The organism is Pseudomonas akapageensis (genome assembly GCF_011355085.1).
In the GTDB taxonomy this organism is placed as follows: domain Bacteria; phylum Pseudomonadota; class Gammaproteobacteria; order Pseudomonadales; family Pseudomonadaceae; genus Aquipseudomonas; species Aquipseudomonas akapageensis.
Genome location: NZ_VXCP01000038.1, coordinates 122,916 through 144,908, shown reverse-complemented (window position 1 = coordinate 144,908; position 21,993 = coordinate 122,916). Strand labels below are relative to the sequence as shown.

Annotated in this window: 20 protein-coding genes and 1 pseudogene; 9 read left to right on the top strand and 12 right to left on the bottom strand. The window is 59.6% G+C overall.

Annotated features, from left to right (window positions below; all coding sequences use genetic code 11):
- Positions 1-269 precede the first annotated feature (269 nt).
- The 4 genes and pseudogenes from F2S13_RS22580 to F2S13_RS29500 all read left to right on the top strand — a co-directional run.
- A complete protein-coding gene (locus tag F2S13_RS22580; RefSeq protein ID WP_178119044.1) occupies positions 270-2,915 on the top strand; it encodes a hypothetical protein in 2,646 nt (881 codons plus the stop codon).
- 540 nt (positions 2,916-3,455) lie between these two features.
- Entirely contained in the window at positions 3,456-3,710 is a 255-nt protein-coding gene (locus tag F2S13_RS29270) for a hypothetical protein (RefSeq protein ID WP_218584057.1), read from the top strand.
- A gap of 204 nt (positions 3,711-3,914) precedes the next feature.
- On the top strand, positions 3,915-5,066 hold the full coding sequence (locus F2S13_RS22575; protein WP_343047582.1) for a hypothetical protein: 1,152 nt from the start codon (positions 3,915-3,917) through the stop codon (positions 5,064-5,066).
- Positions 5,067-5,110: 44 nt separating this feature from the next.
- Positions 5,111-5,434: pseudogene (locus F2S13_RS29500) on the top strand (hypothetical protein); the annotation flags it as partial.
- On the opposite strand, the gene F2S13_RS22570 reads toward F2S13_RS29500, so the two are convergent.
- Positions 5,391-5,828, bottom strand: coding sequence for an Lrp/AsnC family transcriptional regulator (locus F2S13_RS22570; RefSeq protein ID WP_166364971.1), 438 nt, complete (start codon positions 5,826-5,828; stop codon positions 5,391-5,393). The pseudogene F2S13_RS29500 and the gene F2S13_RS22570 sit on opposite strands and share 44 nt — an antisense overlap.
- A 132-nt stretch (positions 5,829-5,960) precedes the next feature.
- Between F2S13_RS22570 and F2S13_RS22565 the strand changes: the two genes are divergently transcribed.
- Both F2S13_RS22565 and F2S13_RS22560 read left to right on the top strand, forming a co-directional pair.
- Entirely contained in the window at positions 5,961-6,869 is a 909-nt protein-coding gene (locus F2S13_RS22565) for a DMT family transporter (protein ID WP_166364969.1), read from the top strand.
- A 327-nt stretch (positions 6,870-7,196) separates the two neighbouring features.
- Positions 7,197-8,663 (top strand): high affinity choline transporter 1, encoded by a 1,467-nt coding sequence (locus tag F2S13_RS22560; RefSeq protein WP_166364967.1) that lies wholly within the window; start codon positions 7,197-7,199, stop codon positions 8,661-8,663.
- 51 nt (positions 8,664-8,714) lie between these two features.
- Here the strand turns inward: F2S13_RS22560 and F2S13_RS22555 are convergent, their stop codons facing one another.
- Positions 8,715-9,320: a DJ-1/PfpI family protein gene (locus tag F2S13_RS22555; protein WP_166364965.1), complete on the bottom strand. Its 606-nt coding sequence runs from the start codon at positions 9,318-9,320 to the stop codon at positions 8,715-8,717.
- 108 nt (positions 9,321-9,428) lie between these two features.
- On the opposite strand from F2S13_RS22555, the gene F2S13_RS22550 reads away from it, so the two are divergent.
- A complete protein-coding gene (locus F2S13_RS22550; RefSeq protein WP_166364963.1) occupies positions 9,429-10,763 on the top strand; it encodes an aminotransferase-like domain-containing protein in 1,335 nt (444 codons plus the stop codon).
- 8 nt (positions 10,764-10,771) lie between these two features.
- Here F2S13_RS22550 and yddG read toward each other — a convergent pair whose 3' ends face one another.
- The 4 genes from yddG to F2S13_RS22530 all read right to left on the bottom strand — a co-directional run bounded on the left by yddG (position 10,772) and on the right by F2S13_RS22530 (position 13,564).
- Entirely contained in the window at positions 10,772-11,674 is a 903-nt protein-coding gene (yddG, locus tag F2S13_RS22545; RefSeq protein WP_425500241.1) for an aromatic amino acid exporter YddG, read from the bottom strand.
- Between the two features lie 87 nt (positions 11,675-11,761).
- Positions 11,762-12,511: an AraC family transcriptional regulator gene (locus F2S13_RS22540; protein WP_166364961.1), complete on the bottom strand. Its 750-nt coding sequence runs from the start codon at positions 12,509-12,511 to the stop codon at positions 11,762-11,764.
- Positions 12,512-12,578: 67 nt separating this feature from the next.
- Positions 12,579-12,923 carry a hypothetical protein gene (locus F2S13_RS22535; protein ID WP_166364959.1) on the bottom strand — a complete coding sequence of 115 codons (345 nt, stop codon included), beginning with the start codon at positions 12,921-12,923 and terminating at the stop codon, positions 12,579-12,581.
- Positions 12,924-12,976: 53 nt separating this feature from the next.
- On the bottom strand, positions 12,977-13,564 hold the full coding sequence (locus tag F2S13_RS22530; RefSeq protein ID WP_166364957.1) for an eCIS core domain-containing protein: 588 nt from the start codon (positions 13,562-13,564) through the stop codon (positions 12,977-12,979).
- A 369-nt stretch (positions 13,565-13,933) separates the two neighbouring features.
- On the opposite strand from F2S13_RS22530, the gene F2S13_RS22525 reads away from it, so the two are divergent.
- Positions 13,934-14,989, top strand: coding sequence for a DUF1615 domain-containing protein (locus F2S13_RS22525; RefSeq protein ID WP_166365081.1), 1,056 nt, complete (start codon positions 13,934-13,936; stop codon positions 14,987-14,989).
- Between the two features lie 17 nt (positions 14,990-15,006).
- Here F2S13_RS22525 and F2S13_RS22520 read toward each other — a convergent pair whose 3' ends face one another.
- A complete protein-coding gene (locus tag F2S13_RS22520) occupies positions 15,007-16,548 on the bottom strand; it encodes an FAD-dependent monooxygenase (RefSeq protein ID WP_166364955.1) in 1,542 nt (513 codons plus the stop codon).
- Positions 16,549-16,611: 63 nt separating this feature from the next.
- Between F2S13_RS22520 and F2S13_RS22515 the strand changes: the two genes are divergently transcribed.
- Positions 16,612-17,184 (top strand): antibiotic biosynthesis monooxygenase, encoded by a 573-nt coding sequence (locus tag F2S13_RS22515; RefSeq protein ID WP_178119043.1) that lies wholly within the window; start codon positions 16,612-16,614, stop codon positions 17,182-17,184.
- A gap of 158 nt (positions 17,185-17,342) precedes the next feature.
- Here F2S13_RS22515 and F2S13_RS22510 read toward each other — a convergent pair whose 3' ends face one another.
- The 5 genes from F2S13_RS22510 to F2S13_RS22490 all read right to left on the bottom strand — a co-directional run bounded on the left by F2S13_RS22510 (position 17,343) and on the right by F2S13_RS22490 (position 21,976).
- The gene (locus F2S13_RS22510) at positions 17,343-17,957 is read right to left on the bottom strand and encodes a LysE family translocator (protein ID WP_166364953.1); all 615 of its coding nucleotides are present in this window, start codon (positions 17,955-17,957) and stop codon (positions 17,343-17,345) included.
- Between the two features lie 157 nt (positions 17,958-18,114).
- Positions 18,115-18,444 (bottom strand): hypothetical protein, encoded by a 330-nt coding sequence (locus F2S13_RS22505; protein WP_166364951.1) that lies wholly within the window; start codon positions 18,442-18,444, stop codon positions 18,115-18,117.
- A gap of 577 nt (positions 18,445-19,021) precedes the next feature.
- On the bottom strand, positions 19,022-20,119 hold the full coding sequence (locus tag F2S13_RS22500; RefSeq protein ID WP_166364949.1) for a polyamine ABC transporter substrate-binding protein: 1,098 nt from the start codon (positions 20,117-20,119) through the stop codon (positions 19,022-19,024).
- Between the two features lie 94 nt (positions 20,120-20,213).
- A complete protein-coding gene (locus F2S13_RS22495; protein WP_166364947.1) occupies positions 20,214-21,098 on the bottom strand; it encodes an ABC transporter permease subunit in 885 nt (294 codons plus the stop codon).
- The gene (locus F2S13_RS22490) at positions 21,095-21,976 is read right to left on the bottom strand and encodes an ABC transporter permease subunit (protein WP_166365077.1); all 882 of its coding nucleotides are present in this window, start codon (positions 21,974-21,976) and stop codon (positions 21,095-21,097) included. Before F2S13_RS22490 ends, F2S13_RS22495 begins: the two co-directional genes overlap by 4 nt.
- Positions 21,977-21,993: the final 17 nt, after the last annotated feature.

Here is a 21,993-nt window from a genome sequence, read left to right as displayed (position 1 = left end):
TGGCCCTGCGCAATCTGCTGCCGCAAATAATAACTATTGGATAACTCGACCTCGCACATCCCGTGGCCACGGAGGCCTGACCATGTTCGTCAAGGCAACGCTCGACGTCGTGGCGTCGAGGGCAAGGAACGCTTGAGTCAGCCGTTCAAATACAGCGTCGAATTCACCAGCACCGTATAGGACCTCGCGACACCCTTGAATGCGCATGACACCGAAACCCGGGGGCGTATGCAGATCTCTGGCTAATCCCTTTGCAAGGAGCAAATCCCATGGCTAGCTTAATTAGATGGCTGTTTGGCATGCCCAAGCACGAACGCGACGCTCGCTTCGACGTGCGCCATCCCCCGATCCTGCCAACGCCGGACACCGGTCCCGTTCGCTCATCCTCGCCGACTGAGGTCAACTCCAATTCACTGCCACCGGTCCAGAACTGGAGCCACCCGTTCAAGGACACCCGTGACCCGCTGCGTCAGCTGACCCATTTAGCCGACGCAAAAGCGGGCTTCTACCCCCTGGGGGTCAATGGCCTCTGGCACGGTGGCGTGCATTTCGACGAAGGCACCGCCAGCACCCTGGATCAATCCAGTGTTCACTGCCTGGCCGACGGTGAAGTGGTTGCCTACCGCATCGATCAGCGCTCGCCGACCACGACCTACATCGTCAACCAGCTACCGACACTGCGATCCTTCTCGCGCAACTTCGTGCTGGTACGCCACCGCCTGCAGGCCCCGAAAATCGAGGGCAGCGCGGACACGCCGCCCAGCCTGACGTTCTTCAGCCTGTACCTGCACCTGCAGGACTTGAAGGTCTATCAGATTGACGCGACCCTGGCCCGTCCGGACTTCTGGCCCGAGGGCGTGACGCGTCGGGTCAAGGAGACGGTCAACGATTTCCACCCGGGCTATCCCAATCAACCCGGTCTGAACGTGCGCAACAAGGCCTGGCAGGGCCAGGTCCTCGACCTCCTGCCCCGGGGCGCGCAGGTGACCGTCAGCGGCGAAGGTGACTATTGCAAGCTGGAGAATAGCCTCGGCCCGGCCAACCTGATCAGCGCTGAAGGTGCGTTGCGAGGCTACGTTGCCTTCAGCCTGCTGGAACACATTGACGCAGATCAGTATCGCGTCGCCACCAAGGAGGGCGGACTCAACGTACGCACCGAAGCGAAGCGTGATAGCGATAAGATTGGGGAACTGCCGAAAGGCACGGAGGTGACGATCAGCGGTGACGGCGAGTTCCGCAAGCTGGAGCGGGTCAACCAGTACGTGCACTACAAGTCGCTGCAAGGCGGGTTGGAACCCCTGGCCCATGATCGCGTGGTCGTGCTCGACCAGCCCGTTGCGATCAAGGCTGGCGACCTGATCGGCCACATCGGCCTGTACCAAGACAGTCACGCGGCCCCGGAAAAGAAACTGCACCTGGAGGTGTTCACCGAGGATGAGGTGGACCTGTTCATCGAAGCCAGTCGCGCCTGGGCACAACGCTTGCCAGCCAGCAGCAAGACTTGGCTGAAACTAGCCAAAGGCACGGTGGTGGCAACGCATCAGGACCACTTCAGCGCCAAGCGGCCACCTAATTTTTACGGGAATAACACCTCCAGCGACGCGGACCTGCTGGTCCCCAAGAGTCTGCTCGATGGTCTGTCTGCCGACAGCAAAATCACGGAGCCCGCCACGAGTGGTCGCAAGACCTATAACTGGTACCGCCTCGACGGATTGCTGCATGACGCCGACCATAAGCTGATCGATGGCTGGGTACGTGAAGAAGTGGGCGTTACCCCTTGGGTCAGTCCCTGGTCGTGGGAAGGCTATGAGCTCATCTACAACTACGACTATCCGCGAAAAATGCTGGCTTCCTTCCTGCGTGCTGTTGATCGCTTTAATGAACAACAGCTCGAACGCTTCGGCTCCATCGCCGACGTCGGAGACAAAGGGCCGATCAAGCAGCGCCTGTTCGACATCATCGACCGTGACCGCAATGGCAGGATAACGGCCGAGGAGCTGAAGGTTGCTCTCAAGCGGCCAGCCCATGCCCAGGCGATCGCTCGGTTGATCTTCGACAACCATAGCGAGTGGTGCTACAGGCCACAGCAATGGGACGCGCTGGATGAACTGCTCGGTCATAGTGGTTCGACGCCAAACTTGAACTGGTTGGCGGAGAAAAATCGGCTCAAGCAACTGAGCTGGTGGGATGAGGTGATGGTGAAAGTTGGGCTGTCAGGATACGGGAAGGTGGCTCACTTTCATCCTGTGGGGTTGGTGGGGCATTTCGATTTCGGAAGTGATGACAACGACCTGAAGTGGCTGAAAGTCCCTTACGGTCAACTGACCTTCGATGTGGAAGGTAACGATATAGAAGATGAGTCGCATCCGCTATACCGCTACTTCAGTCGGGTTGTGCACTGGCCGGGCGGTGCGTCGGGCATCACTATTGGTCGGGGTTACGACCTCGGTCAACGACCGGATCCGGGAAGTGATTTGCGTGCGGCCGGTGTAGAACAACCGTTATTGGCCTGGCTGATTGGGGCTAAAGGACTTCAGGGCGATAGCGCGAAGAACTATCTTGCCCAGGCTCCAGATGTGATTCGAAAGCACAAAATTACTAGAAAGCAGCAATATGATTTGTTCTTGCCTGTGTACGAATATATGAAAAAATCAGTTATTCGCATATCGGATGATCAGCTCAATGTTAGGAAGTATGGCGCGCTCAACTGGGGGGCAGTGGACAGCAAAATTCAGGATATTTTAATTGATCTGATCTATCGGGGTGATTACGGTCCACGCACGAGAATCTTCCTTCAAAAACCCTTTGTGGAAAATGACCTTGGAAAAATAAGAGAAATCATCTCCCGCAGGGATTATTGGATCGCTGTTCCGGAAGATAGGTTTCAAAGGCGAGCGAGGTATTTAAAAGTATGAGAATAACTATTTTTTTTTGCTTTGGCGCTTTGTACTGCCGGCTTGCTTGAGGCAAAGGAGTTTGATTACAAAAAAGTGCTAATGGCCGGGACAGGCCACGCAGGAGATTTGTTTATTCGATATCTATATCCGTCAGAGGAAGGTTGTATTGTTGTTCAGAACTTGGTGCCTGGAGGGGACGGCAAGGTGTCAGCCGAGAAAGAAATTTGCTCCTTGGGCGGGAAAAATTTTGATAATTATACACATGTAGGCCTGAAGAGTGGGGTATTTAACAATGGCAAACTTGTCTTCGAAGTTGAAGTTATTCCTTTACAGCCAGTAATTGACAAGCTGATGACTTGCGAGGTGGTGTTTCATAGTGGTTTAGCAGATCACCTCTCCTGCGAAGAAAAACTCATGAGGGGGAAGTGCACATGTGACTCCTAAGGGTCGCCAGTCACGCATTCGGATGATTTCAATTACAAGGATGTGTTTGGGGTAAATTCGCACCGGATAGGAAATGCCATAGTTCGACATATTAAATTACTCTCAGAGCCCTGTTTGACTATTCAGGCGCTAAGTCAAAAACCTGAATGGCAAGTGACCTCGTCCAAAAATATTTGCTCATTTGAAGGGCGGTCGTTTAAGGATGAGGTTGCGGATGCCCAATTTGAGGATATTTATTTTTCCGCAGATGGCGTTCATTTTACTTTGAGTATTACACCATTGCGCTTGGCTGCTGAGCAGCGAAGGGCGTGCATTGTTCCCGTTGAGAAGGGAGTTGTTGGAGAGCTTTTGTGCGCAGGTCCGACCTAACCCCGGAATCCTTCATTCACAATCAATTGCAGGAAAATATGATTTGCGAGGTCATATTTGAAAACGGTGTGGCAGATCACCTCTCTTGCAAAGAAAAAAAACTAACGAGAATTGCAACTAACCATGCCAGTCAGATTGGATCAAGTCCCTGCGCAGGCACCGCGACCTGCACCACCTCGTGCCTGGCTTTGGCTAGGCCTGCTTTTGCTTTTTCTGCTGCTGGGTGTGGGGTTGACATTGTTGTTCGACGACGAAGCGTTGAATCAGCAGCCCGTTGACTTCTGGGTTTCGGCGCTGGGCGTACCGTTGCTGGGTTGGTGCGCGCTGAGTTTCGGGCGCGCATTGCTGTACATCGGCCAACAGGGCGCAGCCGACGGTTGGGATAAGGCGCGCGAGGAGGATTTGATTTGCAGAATGCGTCGGGGGCGGCGTTCCCAGCAAGTGTTGGGTGCAAGCTTGTATACCGCTCTGCGTAAGCCCGGGGCACAGCCGGCAGCCCAACTGGGTGCCTTGCTCAACGGTGTCGAGGCGCTTGTGGCTCAGTCATCCAGGTCGAGTGGTGCCACATCGCGTCACAGCCGCTTACCCGGCGATATGGAGGACGATCCAGAGCTCATATTGCTGGGAGTCTTGAAGCAAGTGCTTGCTGATCTGGCACCACCCTTGGTGCATCTGCCTGAGAGTACGCCTTTGGCCTTATTGCTGGAGGTCGACAGCAGCTTGCCAGAGCACCGGTTGCGCCGGGTATGGCAACAGGCGTGGAGCAGCTCCGGGATCCGTCAGTCGACCGCACCGGTCGAAGGGAATGGCCTGGCCGCACTTGACCAGTGGCTCGACCAGCGCATCGACGATCAGGCGCTTTTGCTGGTGGTGGCGGTGCAGTTCGCTCCAGAGCAGCCCGAAGGCACAGCCGAGGCAGCGGTGGGGCTGCTGTTCGGTAACCGCCTGACCCAAACCATCTTGCCGGCGATTGCCTATCTCCACCGCCCGGAGCAAGTCAGGGTACCGACCACCGAGGCGACGCTTTATGCAGCGCGCCAAGCCCTGGACTGGGTGTCGTGGGACACGCCAGTCATCGAGCATGTCTGGCGAGCGGGGGTTGCTGCGCAACATGATGTGGCGATGAACACCGTACTGGCCGAACTGTTGCTGCCGACAAGGTCCCAGCAGGGCTTTTGCAACCTGGACGCATCGCTGGGTCATCCGGGCCAAGCCTCGCCGTGGCTGGCCATTGCCGCCGCGACCCAGACCATTGCGTCGGGTAATGGGCCGCAATTCATTTTCAGTGGGGGCAGCGCCGTCGAGAAGGGCCTCTGGAGCACTGTGATGACGCCGGTGCCATCGATTTCGAATTAGGAATCTCGCATGCAGTTCGGCGCTCGGTAGGCTACGGCGAGCAACCGGGCAACAGTCTGATCTGGAACCAGTGTGCGCACAGGCACGCGCCTGCTCGGCGACTACCAGGGCACCTAGGGCCTGATCCGCCTGCTGGAGCAAGCCCAGGTCACGTCCTTGGACGATGCCGACAGCTGCTACCGTCTGGTCCTCATACCCCGCATGGTCTGGGCATGACCTGGCATATCCGCACCGAACTGGGCGCGGGTCCACTGGCCCAGCTCAAGCTACGCGACTTCAAGCTGCCGTCGCAGATGTTCTCGCCAAGGGCAAGTAGAAAGCTCCTCACGCCATCGGCGGCAATCGCCGTTTCACCGAAGTCTTCTTGACGATCGCAGTATTGGTTTCAGCATGACTATTGAGCTTGTCCAGCAACGTATCCAGCTGCTCCATGGAACGGACATGGAGGCGGGCGATGAAACAGTCATCACCCGTCACCTTGTCACACTCGGTGAACTCCGGGATGGCCACGATCTGCCGCTCCACCTCGTGCAACTGGCCGGGCAGGGGGCGGATACGCACGATAGCCTGGAGCTGGTAGCCGAAGCTTTTCGCATCCACGTCCACGGTGTAGCCCTTGAGCACCCCGCGTTCCTCGAGCTTGCGCAGGCGTTCGGCGACGCTGGGCGCCGACAGGCCACTGATCTGCGCCAGTGCCTTGAGCGAGCGCCGGGAGTCTTCCATCAATGCGCTGATCAATAGCTGGTCTATTTCGTCAGTCATGTTGGCCTCGATAGGTGATTTGCCGGATTTACCTTGATCATAAAGGTAAGTTGGCTTTTTCGCCTTTTTCTCTGACTGGCGGAAACTACTTCGCGATTGCCATAATTTGTTCCTCAAAAGGAGGAACAGATCATGAACAACTCCCTTCGCCGCGGTTCGCTGGAAATGATTGCTGCCATGCTGATCTCCGGCACCATCGGCTGGTTCGTGCTGGTGTCCGGTCAGCCGGTGCTGGATGTGGTGTTCTGGCGCTGCCTGTTCGGTGCGGTGACTTTGCTGGTGATCTGTGCGGTGATGGGTTTCCTGCGTCCCGGTATCCTGACCCGTGCCACTTTTGGCCTGGCGGTGCTCAGCGGAGTGGCCATCGTCGGCAACTGGCTGCTGTTGTTCGCCTCGTATTCGCGAGCCTCGATCGCTATCGGCACGGCGGTCTACAACGTCCAGCCGTTCATGCTGGTGGTGCTGGCGGCGCTGTTTCTCGGCGAGAAGATTACCGTGCAGAAGCTGTTCTGGCTGGCCGTGGCCTTCGCCGGCATGCTGGCCATCGTCAGCGCCCATGGCGGGCAGAGTGAAAGCGGTGGCCAGTACCTGTTGGGTATCGCGTTGGCGGCCGGGGCTGCGTTGCTCTACGCCTTTGCCGCACTGATCATCAAACGCCTGACCGGCACACCGCCGCATCTGATCGCGTTGATCCAGGTATGGACCGGGGTATTGCTGCTGGCTCCCTTTGCCAATTTTTCCGCCTTGCCCGCGCAATCCGGCCCCTGGGCGTCCCTGCTGACCCTGGGCATCGTGCATACCGGCGTGATGTATGTGCTGCTGTACGGCGCGATCCAGAAGCTGCCGACGGCCATGACCGGCGCGTTGTCATTCATCTACCCGATTGCTGCGATCTTCGTGGACTGGTTCGCCTTCGGCCATCGCCTGGACATGGTGCAATGGCTGGGCGTGATCGCGATTCTGCTGGCGGCGGCGGGGATGCAGCAGGGCTGGTGGCTGCGCCCGCGGCGTGCCGCCGCGCCCACCGAGGTACACCGCTGACGCTGCGGTGCTCACTTGGCCGTCAAATATAATCAACCTGCAACCAACAGCTTTGTCGCTTTAGCCCTGATAAATCAGCCTGTTACTGCTGAAGCTGTACATTCCGTCATTTTTTTTACTTTTTTTGGCTGTAATCGTTTGACATATTTTACAAGCTTGGCAGACTGCCCGCCGTCGTTGTAAGTGGTGATGCTTCCTGCGTACTGGCCACAGCACGCTGACCGGACCCGCTTGCGACACGCAAAAAAAATAACATAGTCAGTCGCGATGCTGCGGTACGAGCCACGCTTGCCAGCCCTGTATCGGACGAGCCAACGGATAGTGCAAATGCTGATTTGGTTTGTAGCGTTTTACCTGCTGGTCACGGTAGGCGTCGGTTTCTACGCGTCCTCTCGCGTGAAAAACTCCAAGGACTTCGCATCCGGAGGCCGGAGCATGTCGTTCCCGCTGGTCGTGGCGATGGTCTTTTCCACCTGGTTCGGTTCCGAAGCCGTGTTGGGCATTCCTGCGACCTTCATCCAGGAAGGCTTCGCCGGCATCATCGAGGACCCGTTCGGCTCCTTCGGCTGCCTGATGCTGGTCGGCCTGGTCATTGCCCGCCCGCTGTACCGCATGAACCTGCTCACCATCGGTGACTTCTTCCGCAAGCGCTTCGGCCCGAAGGTGGAAATGATCACCAGTATCGTGATCATTGCGTCTTATCTGGGCTGGATCGCTGCCCAGTTCACGGCCCTTGGCGTTGTGTTCAACGTGCTGTCCGACGGCGCCGTCACCACCACCCAGGGCATGATGATCGGTGCCGTGATCGTGCTGCTGCACACCCTGTTCGGCGGTATGTGGTCGGTGGCAATGACCGACTCGCTGCAGATGACCATCATCGTGGCGGGCCTGTTCTACCTGACCTGGCTGATCGGCGACATGGCCGGCGGTCCCACCGCTGTCATCGACCACGCCGCCAGCTCAGGCAAGTTCGCTTTCATGCACGGCCATTCGCCCAAGGACGTCGTGACCTTCATCGGCGCTGCCGTGACCATGATGTTCGGCTCGATCCCGCAGCAGGACGTTTATGCCCGGGTAATGTCGGCCAAGACCGAGAAAATCGCCTCTCGCGCATCGATGGCCGGTGGTGCTCTTTACCTGACGTTCTGCATGCTGCCAATCTTCCTGACCTACGCAGCCTCCATGATCGATCCGCAGATGGTTCAGCGCTTCCTGGATACCGATGCGCAGATGATCCTGCCGACCCTGATTCTGGAACGTACGCCGCTGTTCGCCCAGATCTTGTTCTTCGGCGCGCTGTTGTCGGCGGTCATGTCCACCGCCTCCGGCACCCTGCTGGCGCCGTCGGTGACCTTCACCGAGAACGTGCTCAAGCGCTTCCTGCCGGACATGAACGACAAGCAGTTTCTGTTCGCCATGCGTGTGACGATTCTGGTTTACGCCATTGCCACCTGCGTGTTTGCGCTGTACTCCGACGCCAGCATCTATGAGATGGTGGGCAATGCCTACAAGGTGACCCTGGTCGCCGCTGCCGTGCCGCTGTTCGCCGGTCTGTTCTGGAAGCGCGCAACCACCCAGGGCGCCCTGGCCGCCATCGTGCTGGGCATGGGTTCGTGGCTGTGGCTGGAGTACACCCACACCGAGGCTGACTTCTGGCCACCGCAGTTGGCTGGCCTTCTGTTCAGCGTATTGGGCATGGTAGTCGGTTCGCTGCTGCCGCAGGTGATGACTTCCCACGGCCAAAGCCGTGACAAGCTGACCGCCGAAGCGGCCAGCATGGTTGCCACCGCGTAAGCACATCGAAAAAAACAGCCCCGCTAATGCGGGGCTTTTTTTGCGCGTAGTTCAGCAAGCAGGCAGGTAGTGCGTGATATGCCGCAACCCGCGCGCTACGTACTCTTCTTTCTCTCCCACCGGCGCGACGTAGTGCAGCGCACTTTCCGCCGCTTCGACACCCTCCAGACGGGCAATGACCCAGGCCGCAAGATAGTGAGAGGCAAGGCAGCCGCCGGCAGTGGCAACATTGCCCTTGGCAAAGAATGCCTGGTTGAGCACATCCACACCCGCTTCCTGCACCCAGGGCTTGGTCGTCAAGTCGGTACAGGCCGGTACGCCATCGAGCAGGCCCAGCTTTGCCAGGACCAGCGTCCCGGAACACTGTGCGCCCAACAGTTGCCTGGCGGGATCAAGCTGCAATTGTTCCATCAGTGCGGCGTCGGCCACCACATCACGTGTCAGCCTGCCGCTGCCGATGATGACGGCATCGGCTTCACTGGCTTCTTGCAGCGACGCCTGGGATTCGATGACGACTCCATTCATGGAACGAACACGGGCAGTGGGGCTGGCAATCGACACGCGCCAGCCGGGTTTCTGGACGCGATTGAGAACGCCCAACGCAATGAGGGAGTCGAGTTCGTTGAAGCCTTCGAAGGTCAAGATAGCGATGTGCATGTTCCCACCTGCCTGTGCATGTCTGATGAGCCATAAGTGCTCGTTGCGCAAGTCGATGCTAGGACCGACAATCATGACAATCAAATAATTGTAATGGATACATTGTCCATGGCTCGCTCACGCTACAAAGTGGTGGTCGATGCATTGGCTGCCGATATCCAGGCCGGGCGTCTGCAGCCCGGCACCCGGCTGCCGACGCACCGTGAACTCGCGGCAAGGGAGGGGCTGGCCCTGGTGACGGCTACGCGCGTTTACGCGGAACTCGAGGCCATGGGGCTGGTGAGCGGGGAGGTCGGGCGCGGTACTTTCGTGCGGGAAACGTCGTTGCCGCCAGGGCAGGGCATTGACCAGTATGCGTTTGCTGCAGGCGTGGTCGATCTCAACTTCAACTACCCCGCTGTGCCTGGCCAGGTCGAGCTGCTGCGAGGAGCATTGCGCCAACTGGCGATTTCCGGCGACATGGAGTCCATGCTGCGCTATCAGCCTCATGCAGGGCGCACCCATGAGCGGGCCATGGTGGCGCGTCATCTGCAATGTCGCGGCCTGGCCGTGGGCGAGGATCAGGTGTTGATCGTCAGTGGCGCCCAGCATGGGCTGGCTGCCACTGTCATGGCGCTGCTCAACCCCGGTGACGTGGTTGCGATCGATGCCTTGACCTACCCGGGATTCAAAGTGCTCTCCCAGGCGCACCGCCTCGAACTGGCGCCCATTCCTGCGGCAGGCCAGGAGCCCGACCTGAACGCGCTGGAGTCGCTGTGCGAGCGTCGGCGCGTACGCGCGGTGTACTCGATGCCAACGTTGCACAATCCGCTGGGCTGGGTTACAGGCTTGCAGTGGCGTCAGCGGCTGGTCGCCATCGCCCGCCAATACGGTCTGCTGATTATCGAAGATGCGGCCTATGCCTTTTTGGCAGAGGATCCACCGCCGCCATTGGCGGCACTTGCACCCGAAACGACTGTGTATGTTTCGGGCTTTTCCAAAAGCATTGCCACCGGGATTCGCGTTGGCTTCGTTGCAGCGCCCACGCAATGGGTGGGCGCGATAGAACGAATAATCAGGGCCACCACCTGGAACACCCCCGGCGTGATGACGGCCATCGCCTGTGGCTGGCTTGACGATGGCACGGTCACACGACTTGAAGAAGAGAAGCGTCGCGATGCCCGAACTCGTCAATCAATCGCCCATGAGGCGCTCTCGGGGCTGCCGTACATCAGCCATCCCGGCTCCTATTTTGTCTGGCTGCCGCTGGGCGAAGAGGTTCGAGCTGATCATGTCGCGGCGGCGCTGATGCGGGAAAACATCGCGGTATCGACGGCCGAACCCTTTGCGACGACAACCCATGTGCCCCATGCGATCCGCCTGGCGTTGGGCTCGGTATCGCTGGCTGCGCTCGGGGAAGCGCTCAAAAAGGTGAAGCAGGTTGTTGAGGCCTGCACCTATTAGCGAGTGCGTCAGCGCGATCGCGCCGTCGCAATGACCGCGCCGGCGATGATCAGCAAGGCCGGAACGATCAGCATCGGGCTCGCATGGCTTCTGCCGACGGCGATCAGCAACAGCGTGGAGATCAACGGCGCCAGGTACGACAAGGCGCCCAGCGTCGGCAGGCTGCCATGCTTGGTGGCATGGTCCCAGGCAAAGAACGCAAGGCCGACGGGCCCCAGGCCCAGGCCGACAATCGCAGCCCACTGGCTGAAATCCGGCCGTACCGTGGTTTCGAAGGCCAGATGGCACACCAGCCCGGCCAGGGCCACCAGGCCGCAAATGGCGCCGATGATGCTGCTGGGCACTTCACTGAAACGGCGATTGACGACCGAATAGCTTGACCAGACCAGCGCGCATCCCAGGGCGGCCAGGTAACCCGCCACCGGCATCGCCGCGACTGCATTGTGTTCCCGCTGCAGGAGAATGAATGCCGTGCCGGCCAGCCCCAGCAGCGCGCCCAGGACTTGCCGCCAGCGCAACCTGTTGCCGGCCAGCAGCGCCGCCAGCAGCACGATCAGCAACGGCCACAAATAGGCGATCAGGCTGGCTTCAGCCGCCGGGGCAGCCTTGAGGGCGAAGAAGTACAGGGCGTGATAGGCGAAAATGCCGACAAAGCCCACGATCCACACCGGCAACGGCTGGCGCCACGACGTGAACCCCGCCGTGCCCTGGCGTCCAAGCACCAGCAAGCTGGCGAGGAAGGCCACGCCGAAACTGAGAGCGAGCAGCTCGAAGGGGGGAATGCCATCGGTGAGCGTGGTCAGCAATGCCAGGCAGGACCAGAGCACGACGGCGATGACGCCGATGGCGGTGGCCGAAGCGGTGGTTCTGGTCGGGTAAAAAGCCTTGCTGGTCGGGGTCATCTCTGTCATTTGCACGGTGCCTGATCGAAGGTTTCTGTCAGGCAATGATAGGAAGGCTGACGCCGCCGGTATTGATGAACCCTGCCGGATATTTGTTCATTCCTGCGCGAGTGCTGCCTTGCGCAAGGACGCCGGTGTCACATTTCGGGATTTCTTCAGGGCGTGGGTGAGGGCGCTTTGATCGGCGTAGCCAACACATTGCGCGATATCGGCGATCGAACGGGTGGTGCCACGCAACAGGTCGACGGCTCGGTTCAGCCGTTGTTCGGTGATATAGGCGAAGGGCGAGCGCTGCAATTGCTGTTCGAACAACTGGTAAAGACGCCGTTCGCTGGTCGCACAGGTGCGCGCGATATCAGCCACGGTCATGGGCGCGTGCAGGTTCTGCTCGATGTATGCCAGAGCCCGGGCCAGGATCACTTGATGACGGCTTTCGCTCGGCTTCGTCGGGGGGGCGAAGCTGGAAAACAGCAGCGTGCTCCAGGAGTCGGCGAGTGCCGGGGTGTTCATCAAGGCGTGTGCGTTATGGGAGGCATAGTCGAGCAGATGCCGGATCGGCGGCGTGATGGCGAAGTAGGGTTTGTCACCCAGGGCCTGTGCCGCGTGAGGCGCGATATCGAGCACGATGAAGCTGTTGGCGGTGGGCGTCGAGAAGGTGTGACGCGCCCCGGAGGCAATGACTACGCCCTGGCTCCAGTCGACCCGGCCACCGCGACCCTCCACTTCGATCTCCATGACGCCGCTCTGCGGCAGCACGATTTGCTGGAAGTCATGATCATGCGGGGCGCATTCGCCGGCGTAGGACCGCAACGACAGTGATATCGGCGATAGTGGGTGAGCGCTCATCATGCTGTTCCTTTAATGCTGTCCCATTAAAAAGCATCGAGGCGATGCAAGCCCGGATAACGCTTCACTAATCGGACACCACCTCAGGTTTGCGAGGGTCGCGGATCACGGTATCGGTGTAAACCCCAAGCTCCGGGTTGTAAGTTCGAATCAATACCTGAGGCTTCACGTCACCGACTGAAGGCAGCCGGGAGTCGTAGAAGTTGTGTTGACCGGAAACGACGACAAAGGCTTGTGGCGAAGTCGATACATAGGCCCGTGGTGGCGGTGAGCTGTACGACATTGACTCGCCGATGTAGGCAGGATTTTTCTCGTAATAGTCCTGGCCAATGACGTTGATCATCGATTGCGCGCCCACCATGCCTGACAGGCCGCAGGTAATACCCAACACCATCCAATTGAGGCGCCCCATGGCGATACCTCCGACGTGACCCCCCGGATTGCCCCAAGCGATTAACTATAGCATTAGCGCGAAGCCCTGAGTGCGCTGGCGACCTGCGCCTGGATCGCGTAGGCAGGCGTTTCGACCTCATTGTAATTGCGGGTATAGCGAGCCGCGAACTCGTTGACACCCCATTCCTGGTACTGCTGCACATGCTTGAGTTCATGGGCCCAGAGCGCGACATTGTTCTCGGCATCGTCGGCGTCCTTGAACACGATGATGTCGATCAGCGTCACTGCAACGGTATCCTCGTTTTGCAACATGGCCCCGCCTGCGCTCATTTCCGCGTCATCGCCCACCTTGTACAGCGCTGCATCCAGAACCCGATCATCATAATAGGGCTGCAACTGCACCTTGATGTTCAGCGGAATGGGCTGGGCGCCGGGTTCGGCGGTTTTGCGCGACTGCACCAGCCATTGCGCGAGGGCCGGGGCGGCGATATCGGTGATTTGCTTGGTGATCGCTTGCGGGTCGGGTACGCAGAGGCAACCCGCCAGGCAGATCTCGATCTCGCCTTGCGGGCAGGAGGCAGCGTTGGCGTGGGACCAGGTGCCGAGCGCCAGAAGCAGTGCGGCAAATCGCAAGGGCGCAGGCAGCGAAACTGACAGCATTGAATACTCTCGGTAAAGGAAGGGGGCGGGGCACTACTGTGACAGCCAAACCGGCAAGTAGTTTGGTCTACGCAATTGCTTGTATTTGTATGGGCAGGCTCTGTGGGCTCTGTGGGCTCTGTGGGGGGGCTCTGTGGGAGCTGGCTTGCCAGCGATGGCTTCAACGCGGTGTCCTAGAAAAACCGCGGCGCCTGAATCGCGGGCAAGTCGAGTCGTCGCACCGCCGCTCCCACAGGGGGCCAATACAGGTCATTGATTGTTGGCAGCTGCAAAGGATCAGGCATAGTGTTGCCAAGGCCTGCGGGCACCATTGTTGGGGAACTCCTGTAATTGAATTCATTGACCTTCCGTGCCCTGTCGATCGGCGTAATGCTGGTGTTGGCCGGTTGCGGTACGCAACGCACGCAGGAAGTGCCGCCCAGTCCGGCGCAGATCCGGGCGAAGATCGTTCGGCTGATGCCGGCCAAAGCCACCGACCGTGAGGGCTGGGCAACCGATATCTACGCCGCGTTCGCCGCCCAGGATATTCCAGCGTTCAATGAGAATATCTGCTCGGTGCTGGCGGTTGCCGAGCAGGAGTCAACCTATCAGGTCGACCCGCCGGTGCCCGGGCTGGCCAGGATCGCGCGCGAAGAGATCGACCGGCGAGCGGCCAAAATGCACATTCCGCAGGTGCTGGTAAACGCCGCGCTGCAACTGCATTCGCCCACTGGCAAGACCTACGCCCAGCGCCTGGCTTCAGCGCGCACCGAGAAGGAACTCAGCGCCATCTTCGATGACTTCATCGGCATGGCCCCGCTGGGCAAGAGCCTGTTCGGCCAGCTCAACCCGGTGAAGACCGGTGGGCCGATGCAAGTCAGCATCGCCTTCGCCGAAAGCCACGCCAAGGGTTATCCGTATCCGGTCCCGAGCTCCATCCGCCGTGAAGTGTTCACCCGTCGTGGCGGCCTGTATTTCGGTATTGCCCATTTGCTGGGCTATCCCACCCATTACGACAAGTCGTTGTACCGCTTCGCCGATTTCAACGCGGGTTGGTATGCCAGTCGCAATGCCGCCTTCCAGAACGCGGTCAGCCTGGCCACCGGCATTACCCTGGCTCGCGATGGCGACCTGATCGACCCTGCCAGCTTCAGCGCCGGAGCCACCGAGCTGGCGGTGCGCACCCTGGGCAAAAAGATCGACATGAGCAACTCGGCGATCAGGCGCCAGCTGGAGCAAGGTGATCGCCTCGAGTTCGAAGACAGCGACCTGTATCACCGCGTGTTCGCCCTGGCCGAAAAGCTCGAGCGCAAGCCGCTGCCACGCGCCGTGTTGCCGGGCATCACCCTGGAAAGCCCGAAGATAACCCGTACGCTCACCACCGCCTGGTTTGCCCAGCGGGTCGACGAGCGACGCCAGCGCTGCATGGTCCGGGCGCAGAAGTAGGCCGGCGGCAGGAAGCTTCAAGCCCCTTGCAAACGGCTGTCGGGCACGATATTGCGACTGCTGAAGTAGTACTCCAGGGCCTCGGGCATGGCGGAGGGATCCGCCAGCGCCACATAGGTGTCGGGGCGCAGCAGGTAGCTGGCATCGTGTGCCAGCCCGGCCGCCTCATGGGCCGGTGTCCATTCGAACACGTGCAATGGCACGCCGTGTTCGCTGCACCACTGCACCAGCGAGACGCTTGGCGTGCCATACACATGGACCTGCCAGGTCATGGCTGACAGGCTCTTGAAATTGTCGATGTCGCCACTGGGTACCCAGGGCAAGCGGTCGCCGCCGTAGACATGCCCGGCACTGCCGCTATTGAGGCTTGTCCCGCGATAATTCAGGGTGATTTGCGAGACCGTGCGAAACATGAATTCGCGAACCCGTTCCACGGACGTGAGCTTGGGCAGCAGCAGGGGCGCGATGCGCGTGCGCACCAGGTTGGCAATTGGCCCGTCGGCGGTGACGAAGCTGAATACCCGGTCGGTGGTCGCCACCAGCCTGCGGGCAAAGCCGATGCGTTCGGGTTCATAGGTATCGAGCAGGCTGCCCTGGGCTGTGCCCTTGACCACGGCGGCCAGTTTCCAGGCCAGGTTGATCGCATCGCCAATGCCGGTATTCATGCCCTGGCCGCCCGCCGGGCTGTGGATGTGCGCGGCGTCGCCGAGCAAGAAGGCGCGACCGTTGCGAAAGGTCTCCGCGACTCGGTGATGCACGCGATAGCTGGAAAACCAGTTGACCTTGCGCACCTGGACCTTGAGGTGTTCGATCGCCCGGCGGCTGACATCTTCGAAGGTGAGGGATTCGGCCTGTTCGGCGCGCTCATCGCGCACCGTGCCGATCAGTCGGGCCCGGCCGGTGCCAGCAAGGGGGAAGACGGCCAGGAAATCGGCCTCGTCGAGATCCACGTGCAATTCCCCGTTGAAGGCCGCGCCTTCGGCGTCGACGTCGGCGACGTAGAACACCTGTTGATAGGTGCCACCAGGGAATTCGATACCGAGGGTCTTGCGCACCGTCGATCGGGCGCCGTCGCAGCCCGCGATGTACAGGGCTTCGCAGGTTTCCTGATGCCCGGCCGCGCTGAGCAGGCGTGCCGTGATGTGTTCGCCGTCATCGAGAAAGCCCAGCAACTCCGTGTCCCGTTCCACCGTGACATTGAACTGCGCCAGGCGCTCGATCAGTAGCTGCTCATGCTCGTCCTGCGGGAAAATCTCAAGGAATGGGTAGGGGGTCAGCCCTTTGCCGATGGCATCGAGCGAGAGGCGTGCGGTCTGTTCACCCTTGACCCAGAAGTTGGCCGCCGGCACCAGGTGGCCTTTTTCGACGATGGCATCGGTCAGGTCGAGCTGGCGGTACAGCTCAAGGGTACGTGCCTGAACGGCCAGGGCCCGCGAGGTCGTGCCCGGTTCGGTCGTCTTGTCGATGATTCGTACGTCGATCCTGAGCTTGCTCAGCCAGAGTGCCAGCACCAGCCCGGTCGGGCCGGCGCCTATGATCAGAACGTCGCAACGCTTCATGACGTGGTCTCCTCTGCTTAAATTAGCTCCAGCAACCAGCCGACCGATTGGAGAGGCGTGCAAATGACTAGTTTAGCTGATGGCATTGTGACTCTATTGGTGAGGCACCGGATCAGGCAGGGCAAGGAGCAGCAGTACGAGGAGTGGTTGCGGCGCACCATCGCCACGGCCAAGCAGTATCCGGGGCACCTGGGAATAGATGTGGTGCGCGGTGAAGACGCGGGCCTGGCACTCTTTACCTGCGTGTTGCGCTTTGCCTCGACCGAGCAGTTGCAACATTGGCTGGATTCCGACGAGCGCAAGGCGCTGGTGGGCGAAGTGCATCCGTGCCTGGCCGATGGCGATCAGATCGAGGTCAATACGGACCGGGAGTTCTGGTTTACGCCCTTGGGCGCCGATTCACCGGCGCAGCCCCCACGCTGGAAACAGGCTTGCGTGACCTTTCTGGTGATTCTGCCGTTGAGCTTTCTGGTGCCGATGCTCTGGCAACCGTTGTTCGGTCTATTGCCGTGGCTGGGAGGGTATGTGGCGGCCAATGTGCTGATTACCCTGAGCATCGTGTTGTTGGTGGTGTACATCTTCATGCCGAGGGTGACGCGGTTGTTCAGCAAGTGGTTGCAGCCTGCGGTTGACTAGTTTTACTCGCTTCGGGCAGGAGATGTTGTATTGCCTGCCAAGGCCCTATCGCTGGCAAGCCAGCTCCCACAGGGGATCAGATTCAGACCACAATTCTGTGGATGACAGCTATCTCTGTGGGAGCTGGCTTGCCAGCGATGCAGGCGACGCGGTTATTTTCAACTGCGCCGGGCAAGCATCGACGCCGCACCAGTCAACAACACCGCACAACCACGATTGAACAGGCGCTGCCCGCGAGGTTCCGAGAACCAGCGGCGCATGTGCACGCCCATGCCGGCGTAGGCGCAGATGGCGATCATTTCCAGGCCCAGGAACAGGGCTCCGAGCAGCAGGAATTGCCCGGCAATGGGCCGAGTCACGTCAACGAACTGCGGCAGGAAGGCGCTGAATATCAAGATTGCTTTGGGATTGCTCGCCGCAACAAGAAACTCCTGCCGCGCCAGGCACAGCATGCTGACCTCTTCGACACGGGCCTGCGTCCCGGCTTCAGGCTTGGCTCGCCAGAGTTGAATGGCCAGATAGATCAGGTAAGCGGCGCCAATGATCTTCAAGCCCTGAAACAGCATCGCCGACGTTTGCAGCACCGCGGCCAGGCCCGCCGAGGCCATGGCAATCATGATCGCGAAGGCCAGCAGGCGCCCCGTTCCGGCCAGGCTCGAGCGCTTGAAGCCATAACGCGTGGCATTGCTGACAGACAGCAGGTTGTTGGGGCCTGGCGCCATATTCAGGGCGAAGCAGGCGGGGATGAATAGCAGCAGTACGGAGAGTTCCATGTTCGATTACCTGGCGGGTTGGAGCTGGCGGCCAGTATTTTTTAGCATGGCGATCGGGGAAAAGGACCGTACAGTTGCGGTCTATTTTGACGTTACGGGGGAGGGAGCAGCGAGTCCGGGCGCCCCTGGCAGGTCCAGGGGCGTCCGTGATGCGGGATCAGCAATACCGGTCGACGACGCAGACGTCAGTCTGGTTCTGCAGCTGGTTCCATTGCTGGGTCAAGGTCTGCAGGACGCGCCCGATGAAGTCCTTGTCGGCGGCGGCTTTCTTGCCGACGTAGCCCTGGCCCCGGCGGTACATCTTGAAGCGTGCGAGCATGCTCGGGTGGCTTTGCTCGAATTCGTTTTCCGCCGAGTGGGGCGAGAGGCAATCGATACGGACTTCACCCGACTTGCAGACCCACAGTACGTGGCTGTCGTGGGTGTCCTTGTGTGCCGCGAACAATCGAGCCAATTTGTCGATGCAAGGTTGATCGTTCAGATTCATTTTCAAGCTCCTTAACCACTCGTTGATCTAGTTGTTTCGCCGAAATATGGCGCCAGTCAGGCAAACGTTGCCCGTCGAGTACCGGGAGAAAGTCCCGAACCCTGTTTATGTAGCGTTGACAGGTAGCTGCTACACAGTAGCGTCACAACGAGGAGAGGCAGCGAACGCCAGGATACGAACTGCCAACCGAAACCAGGTCAGCCACAAGCATCATGAGGACGTTTGGCCAGCGCTTCTCGCCCATCCGGGACGACAATGCGGGTCAGCTTCATCAATCTGCCTTGTGGGCAGTACACATCCGAAAAACAACTCGACGGCTTGTCGAGACTGCTTGAATCACTCTAATCAGCGCTCCCGATCGGGGAGACGTCTGCATCATGCAAGGGCGCGAAGAGGTCGTCAACAGTTTTGTAGTGGAATATATAATTCACTACATATTGACTCGATTGGGTTTTCTCGTTCCCACGCTCTGCGTGGGAATGCAGTGTCAGACGCTCCAGCGTCGATGCGACGCAGAGCGTCGCTGGATGCATTCCCACGCAGAGCGTGGGAACGAGAAGGAGGAGGCAGGAGGGATTTACTTACCCAGCTTCACCCGAGTCCAGTCGCGGGTCATGACCCGTGCGAAGCTGATTGGCTGGTCCGGAATGGCATAGAGCGTTGCCAGCACGGGCTCCGGCGGGTAGGAGCCCGGATCGTTGCGAATCGCTTCGTCAACCAATGGCGTGGCAGCAGCGTTGGCGTTGCTGTAGCCGACGTTGTTGGTGATCTCGGCCATGATGTCCGGGCGCAGCAGGAAGTTGATGAACTGGTGCGCGGCTTCGACGTGCTCGGCATCGTGGGGGATGGCGACCATGTCATAGAAACTGCCGGCGCCTTCCTTGGGAATGCTGTATTCGACCTTGACCATGCCACCGGCTTCCTCGGCACGGGCTTTTGCTTGCACCACGTCGCCGGAGTAACCCACGGCCACGCAAAGGTTGCCGTTGGCCAGGTCCGAGATGTACTTGGACGAATGGAAGTACGCCACCGAAGGGCGGATCTTCATGAACAGTTCTTGCGCCTTGGCCAGGTGCTGCGGGTCCTGGGAGTTGACCGGGTAGCCCAGGTAATGCAGCGCCAGTGGCAGCATCTCGGTGGCCGAATCCAGGAAGCTGATACCGCAGGATTTGAGCTTGGCCGCATTTTCCGGCTTGAACAGCAGGTCCCACGAGTTCACCGGGGCATCGGCCCCCAGTGCTTGCCTGACCTTGTCCGGGTTGAAGCCTATGCCGATCGAGCCCCACATGTAGGGCACGGCATGGGCGTTGCCAGGGTCGCTGGCCGCTACGTTGTTGAGCAGGGTGGTGTTGAGGTTTTTCCAGTTGGGCAGTTTGGATTTGTCCAGTGGCTGGTAGACCCCGGCCTTGATCTGCTTGGCCAGGAAACTGTTGGAAGGGACAACGATGTCATAGCCTGACTTGCCGGCAAGCAAGCGGGCTTCGAGGGTTTCATTGCTGTCGAACACGTCGTAGACGACGCTGATGCCGGTTTCGTCTTCGAATTTCCTGACCGTATCCGGAGCGATGTAGTCGGACCAGTTGTAGACACGCAGCACCTTGTCATTGGCCTGGGCGATTGTTCCAAACACGCCCAAAAAGGACACGGCAAGGAGGGTCCTGCCAAACGATTTCATTAAGTACAACTCCAGATTTACGAAAAATAGCGGACTGCAGACAGCAAAGCGGCTGCCGAAGCAGCCGCATTGTTTTGTTGCGAAGGGAGGCTGATCAGGCAGCCGCACCTGCCATTTGCGGAACAGGTTGCTTCCAGGATTCGGCAGCCGTTTGCTCCATGGCTTCCTGAATCGCACGCTTGCGGCTGGCTTCGGCGCGACGACCGACATACCAGACCAGGAAAGTGACGCACGAAACGGCAAGCAGGATCAGACTGGCAATCGCGTTGATTTCCGGCTTCACGCCCAGACGCACGGCAGAGAAGACTTCCATCGGCAGCGTGGTGGAGCCTGGGCCGGACACGAAGCTGGCCAGTACCAGGTCGTCCAGCGACAGGGCGAAGGACATCATGCCGCCCGCTGCCAGCGAAGGCGCGATCATCGGGATGGTGATCAGGAAGAACACCTTCCAGGGACGCGCCCCCAGGTCCATGGCCGCTTCTTCGATCGACAGGTCCAGCTCACGCAGACGCGCCGACACCACGACCGCCACATAGGCTGCGCAGAAGGTGGTGTGGGCGATCCAGATGGTCACGATGCCACGCTCTTGCGGCCAGCCCAGCAGCTGAGCCATGGCGATGAACAGCAACAGCAGGGACAGACCCGTGATCACCTCGGGCATCACCAGCGGCGCGGTCACCAGGCCACCGAACAGCGTGCGGCCCTTGAAGCGGGTGACCCGCGTCAGGACGAACGCTGCCAGGGTGCCCAGGGCCACGGCGGCAATGGCCGTGTAGCAGGCGATTTCCAGGGAGCGTACCACCGAGCCCATCAATTGCTTGTTGTCGAGCAGGCCGGTGTACCACTTGATCGACCAGCCACCCCAGACCGTTACCAGCTTGGAGGCGTTGAACGAGTAGATGACCAGAATCACCATCGGCAAGTAGATGAACACAAGGCCGAGGATCAGCATCAGTCGCGAAAAGCCGAAACGTTTCATGCCCGTCCCTCCATCTCTTTGGCTTGGCTGCGGTTGAAGAACAGGATTGGCACGATCAGGATCAGCAGCATCACCACCGCCAGCGCCGAAGCCACAGGCCAGTCGCGGTTGTTGAAGAACTCCTGCCACAACACACGGCCGATCATCAGGGTTTCCGGACCGCCCAGCAGTTCAGGAATGACGAACTCGCCCACCACCGGAATGAACACCAGCATGCAGCCGGCGATGATGCCGTTCCTGGCCAGTGGCACGGTGATTTTCCAGAAGCTGTTGAACTTGCTCGAACCCAGGTCCGATGCCGCTTCCAGCAGGCTTTCGTCATGCTTGACCAGGTTGGCGTACAGCGGCATCACCATGAATGGCAGGTACGCATAGACCACGCCGATATAGACAGCGACGTTGGTGTTGAGGATTTCCAGTGGCTGCGAAATCACACCGGTCCACATCAGGAAGCCGTTGAGCAGGCCGTTGTTGCTGAGGATGCCCATCCAGGCATAAACCCGGATCAGGATGGCCGTCCAGGTCGGCATCATGATCAGCAGCATCAGGACGTTCTGGGATTCCTTGTTCGCCTTGGAAATGGCGTAGGCCATGGGGAAGCCGACCAGCAGGCACGCCAGGGTGCTGAAGAAGGCGACCTTCAGGGAGCCCAGGTAGGCGGAGATGTAGAGTTCGTCGTCGCCCAGAATCGCGTAGTTGCTCAGGTTCAGCAGCAGCTGGAATTTCTGTTCGGCGTAGGTGTAGATCTCCGAATACGGCGGAATCGCCAGCGCCGCTTCCGTGAAGCTGATCTTCGTGACAATGAAGAACGGCAACAGGAAGAACAGGCACAGCCAGATGAAGGGAACACCGATGACCAATTGCCGACCGCTGGGGATCAGGCTCTGTAAGGTTC

Bases quoted from the DNA above. Each gene is read 5' to 3' on its own strand.
- F2S13_RS22580 (WP_178119044.1), top strand. From the start codon at position 270: ATGGCTAGCTTAATTAGATGGCTGTTTGGCATGCCCAAGCACGAACGC.
- F2S13_RS22570 (WP_166364971.1), bottom strand. From the start codon at position 5,828: ATGACTGACGAAATAGACCAGCTATTGATCAGCGCATTGATGGAAGAC.
- F2S13_RS22565 (WP_166364969.1), top strand. From the start codon at position 5,961: ATGAACAACTCCCTTCGCCGCGGTTCGCTGGAAATGATTGCTGCCATG.
- F2S13_RS22560 (WP_166364967.1), top strand. From the start codon at position 7,197: ATGCTGATTTGGTTTGTAGCGTTTTACCTGCTGGTCACGGTAGGCGTC.
- F2S13_RS22555 (WP_166364965.1), bottom strand. From the start codon at position 9,320: ATGCACATCGCTATCTTGACCTTCGAAGGCTTCAACGAACTCGACTCC.
- F2S13_RS22550 (WP_166364963.1), top strand. From the start codon at position 9,429: ATGGCTCGCTCACGCTACAAAGTGGTGGTCGATGCATTGGCTGCCGAT.
- yddG (WP_425500241.1), bottom strand. From the start codon at position 11,674: ATGACAGAGATGACCCCGACCAGCAAGGCTTTTTACCCGACCAGAACC.
- F2S13_RS22540 (WP_166364961.1), bottom strand. From the start codon at position 12,511: ATGAGCGCTCACCCACTATCGCCGATATCACTGTCGTTGCGGTCCTAC.
- F2S13_RS22535 (WP_166364959.1), bottom strand. From the start codon at position 12,923: ATGGGGCGCCTCAATTGGATGGTGTTGGGTATTACCTGCGGCCTGTCA.
- F2S13_RS22530 (WP_166364957.1), bottom strand. From the start codon at position 13,564: ATGCTGTCAGTTTCGCTGCCTGCGCCCTTGCGATTTGCCGCACTGCTT.
- F2S13_RS22525 (WP_166365081.1), top strand. From the start codon at position 13,934: ATGCTGGTGTTGGCCGGTTGCGGTACGCAACGCACGCAGGAAGTGCCG.
- F2S13_RS22520 (WP_166364955.1), bottom strand. From the start codon at position 16,548: ATGAAGCGTTGCGACGTTCTGATCATAGGCGCCGGCCCGACCGGGCTG.
- F2S13_RS22515 (WP_178119043.1), top strand. From the start codon at position 16,612: ATGACTAGTTTAGCTGATGGCATTGTGACTCTATTGGTGAGGCACCGG.
- F2S13_RS22510 (WP_166364953.1), bottom strand. From the start codon at position 17,957: ATGGAACTCTCCGTACTGCTGCTATTCATCCCCGCCTGCTTCGCCCTG.
- F2S13_RS22505 (WP_166364951.1), bottom strand. From the start codon at position 18,444: ATGAATCTGAACGATCAACCTTGCATCGACAAATTGGCTCGATTGTTC.
- F2S13_RS22500 (WP_166364949.1), bottom strand. From the start codon at position 20,119: ATGAAATCGTTTGGCAGGACCCTCCTTGCCGTGTCCTTTTTGGGCGTG.
- F2S13_RS22495 (WP_166364947.1), bottom strand. From the start codon at position 21,098: ATGAAACGTTTCGGCTTTTCGCGACTGATGCTGATCCTCGGCCTTGTG.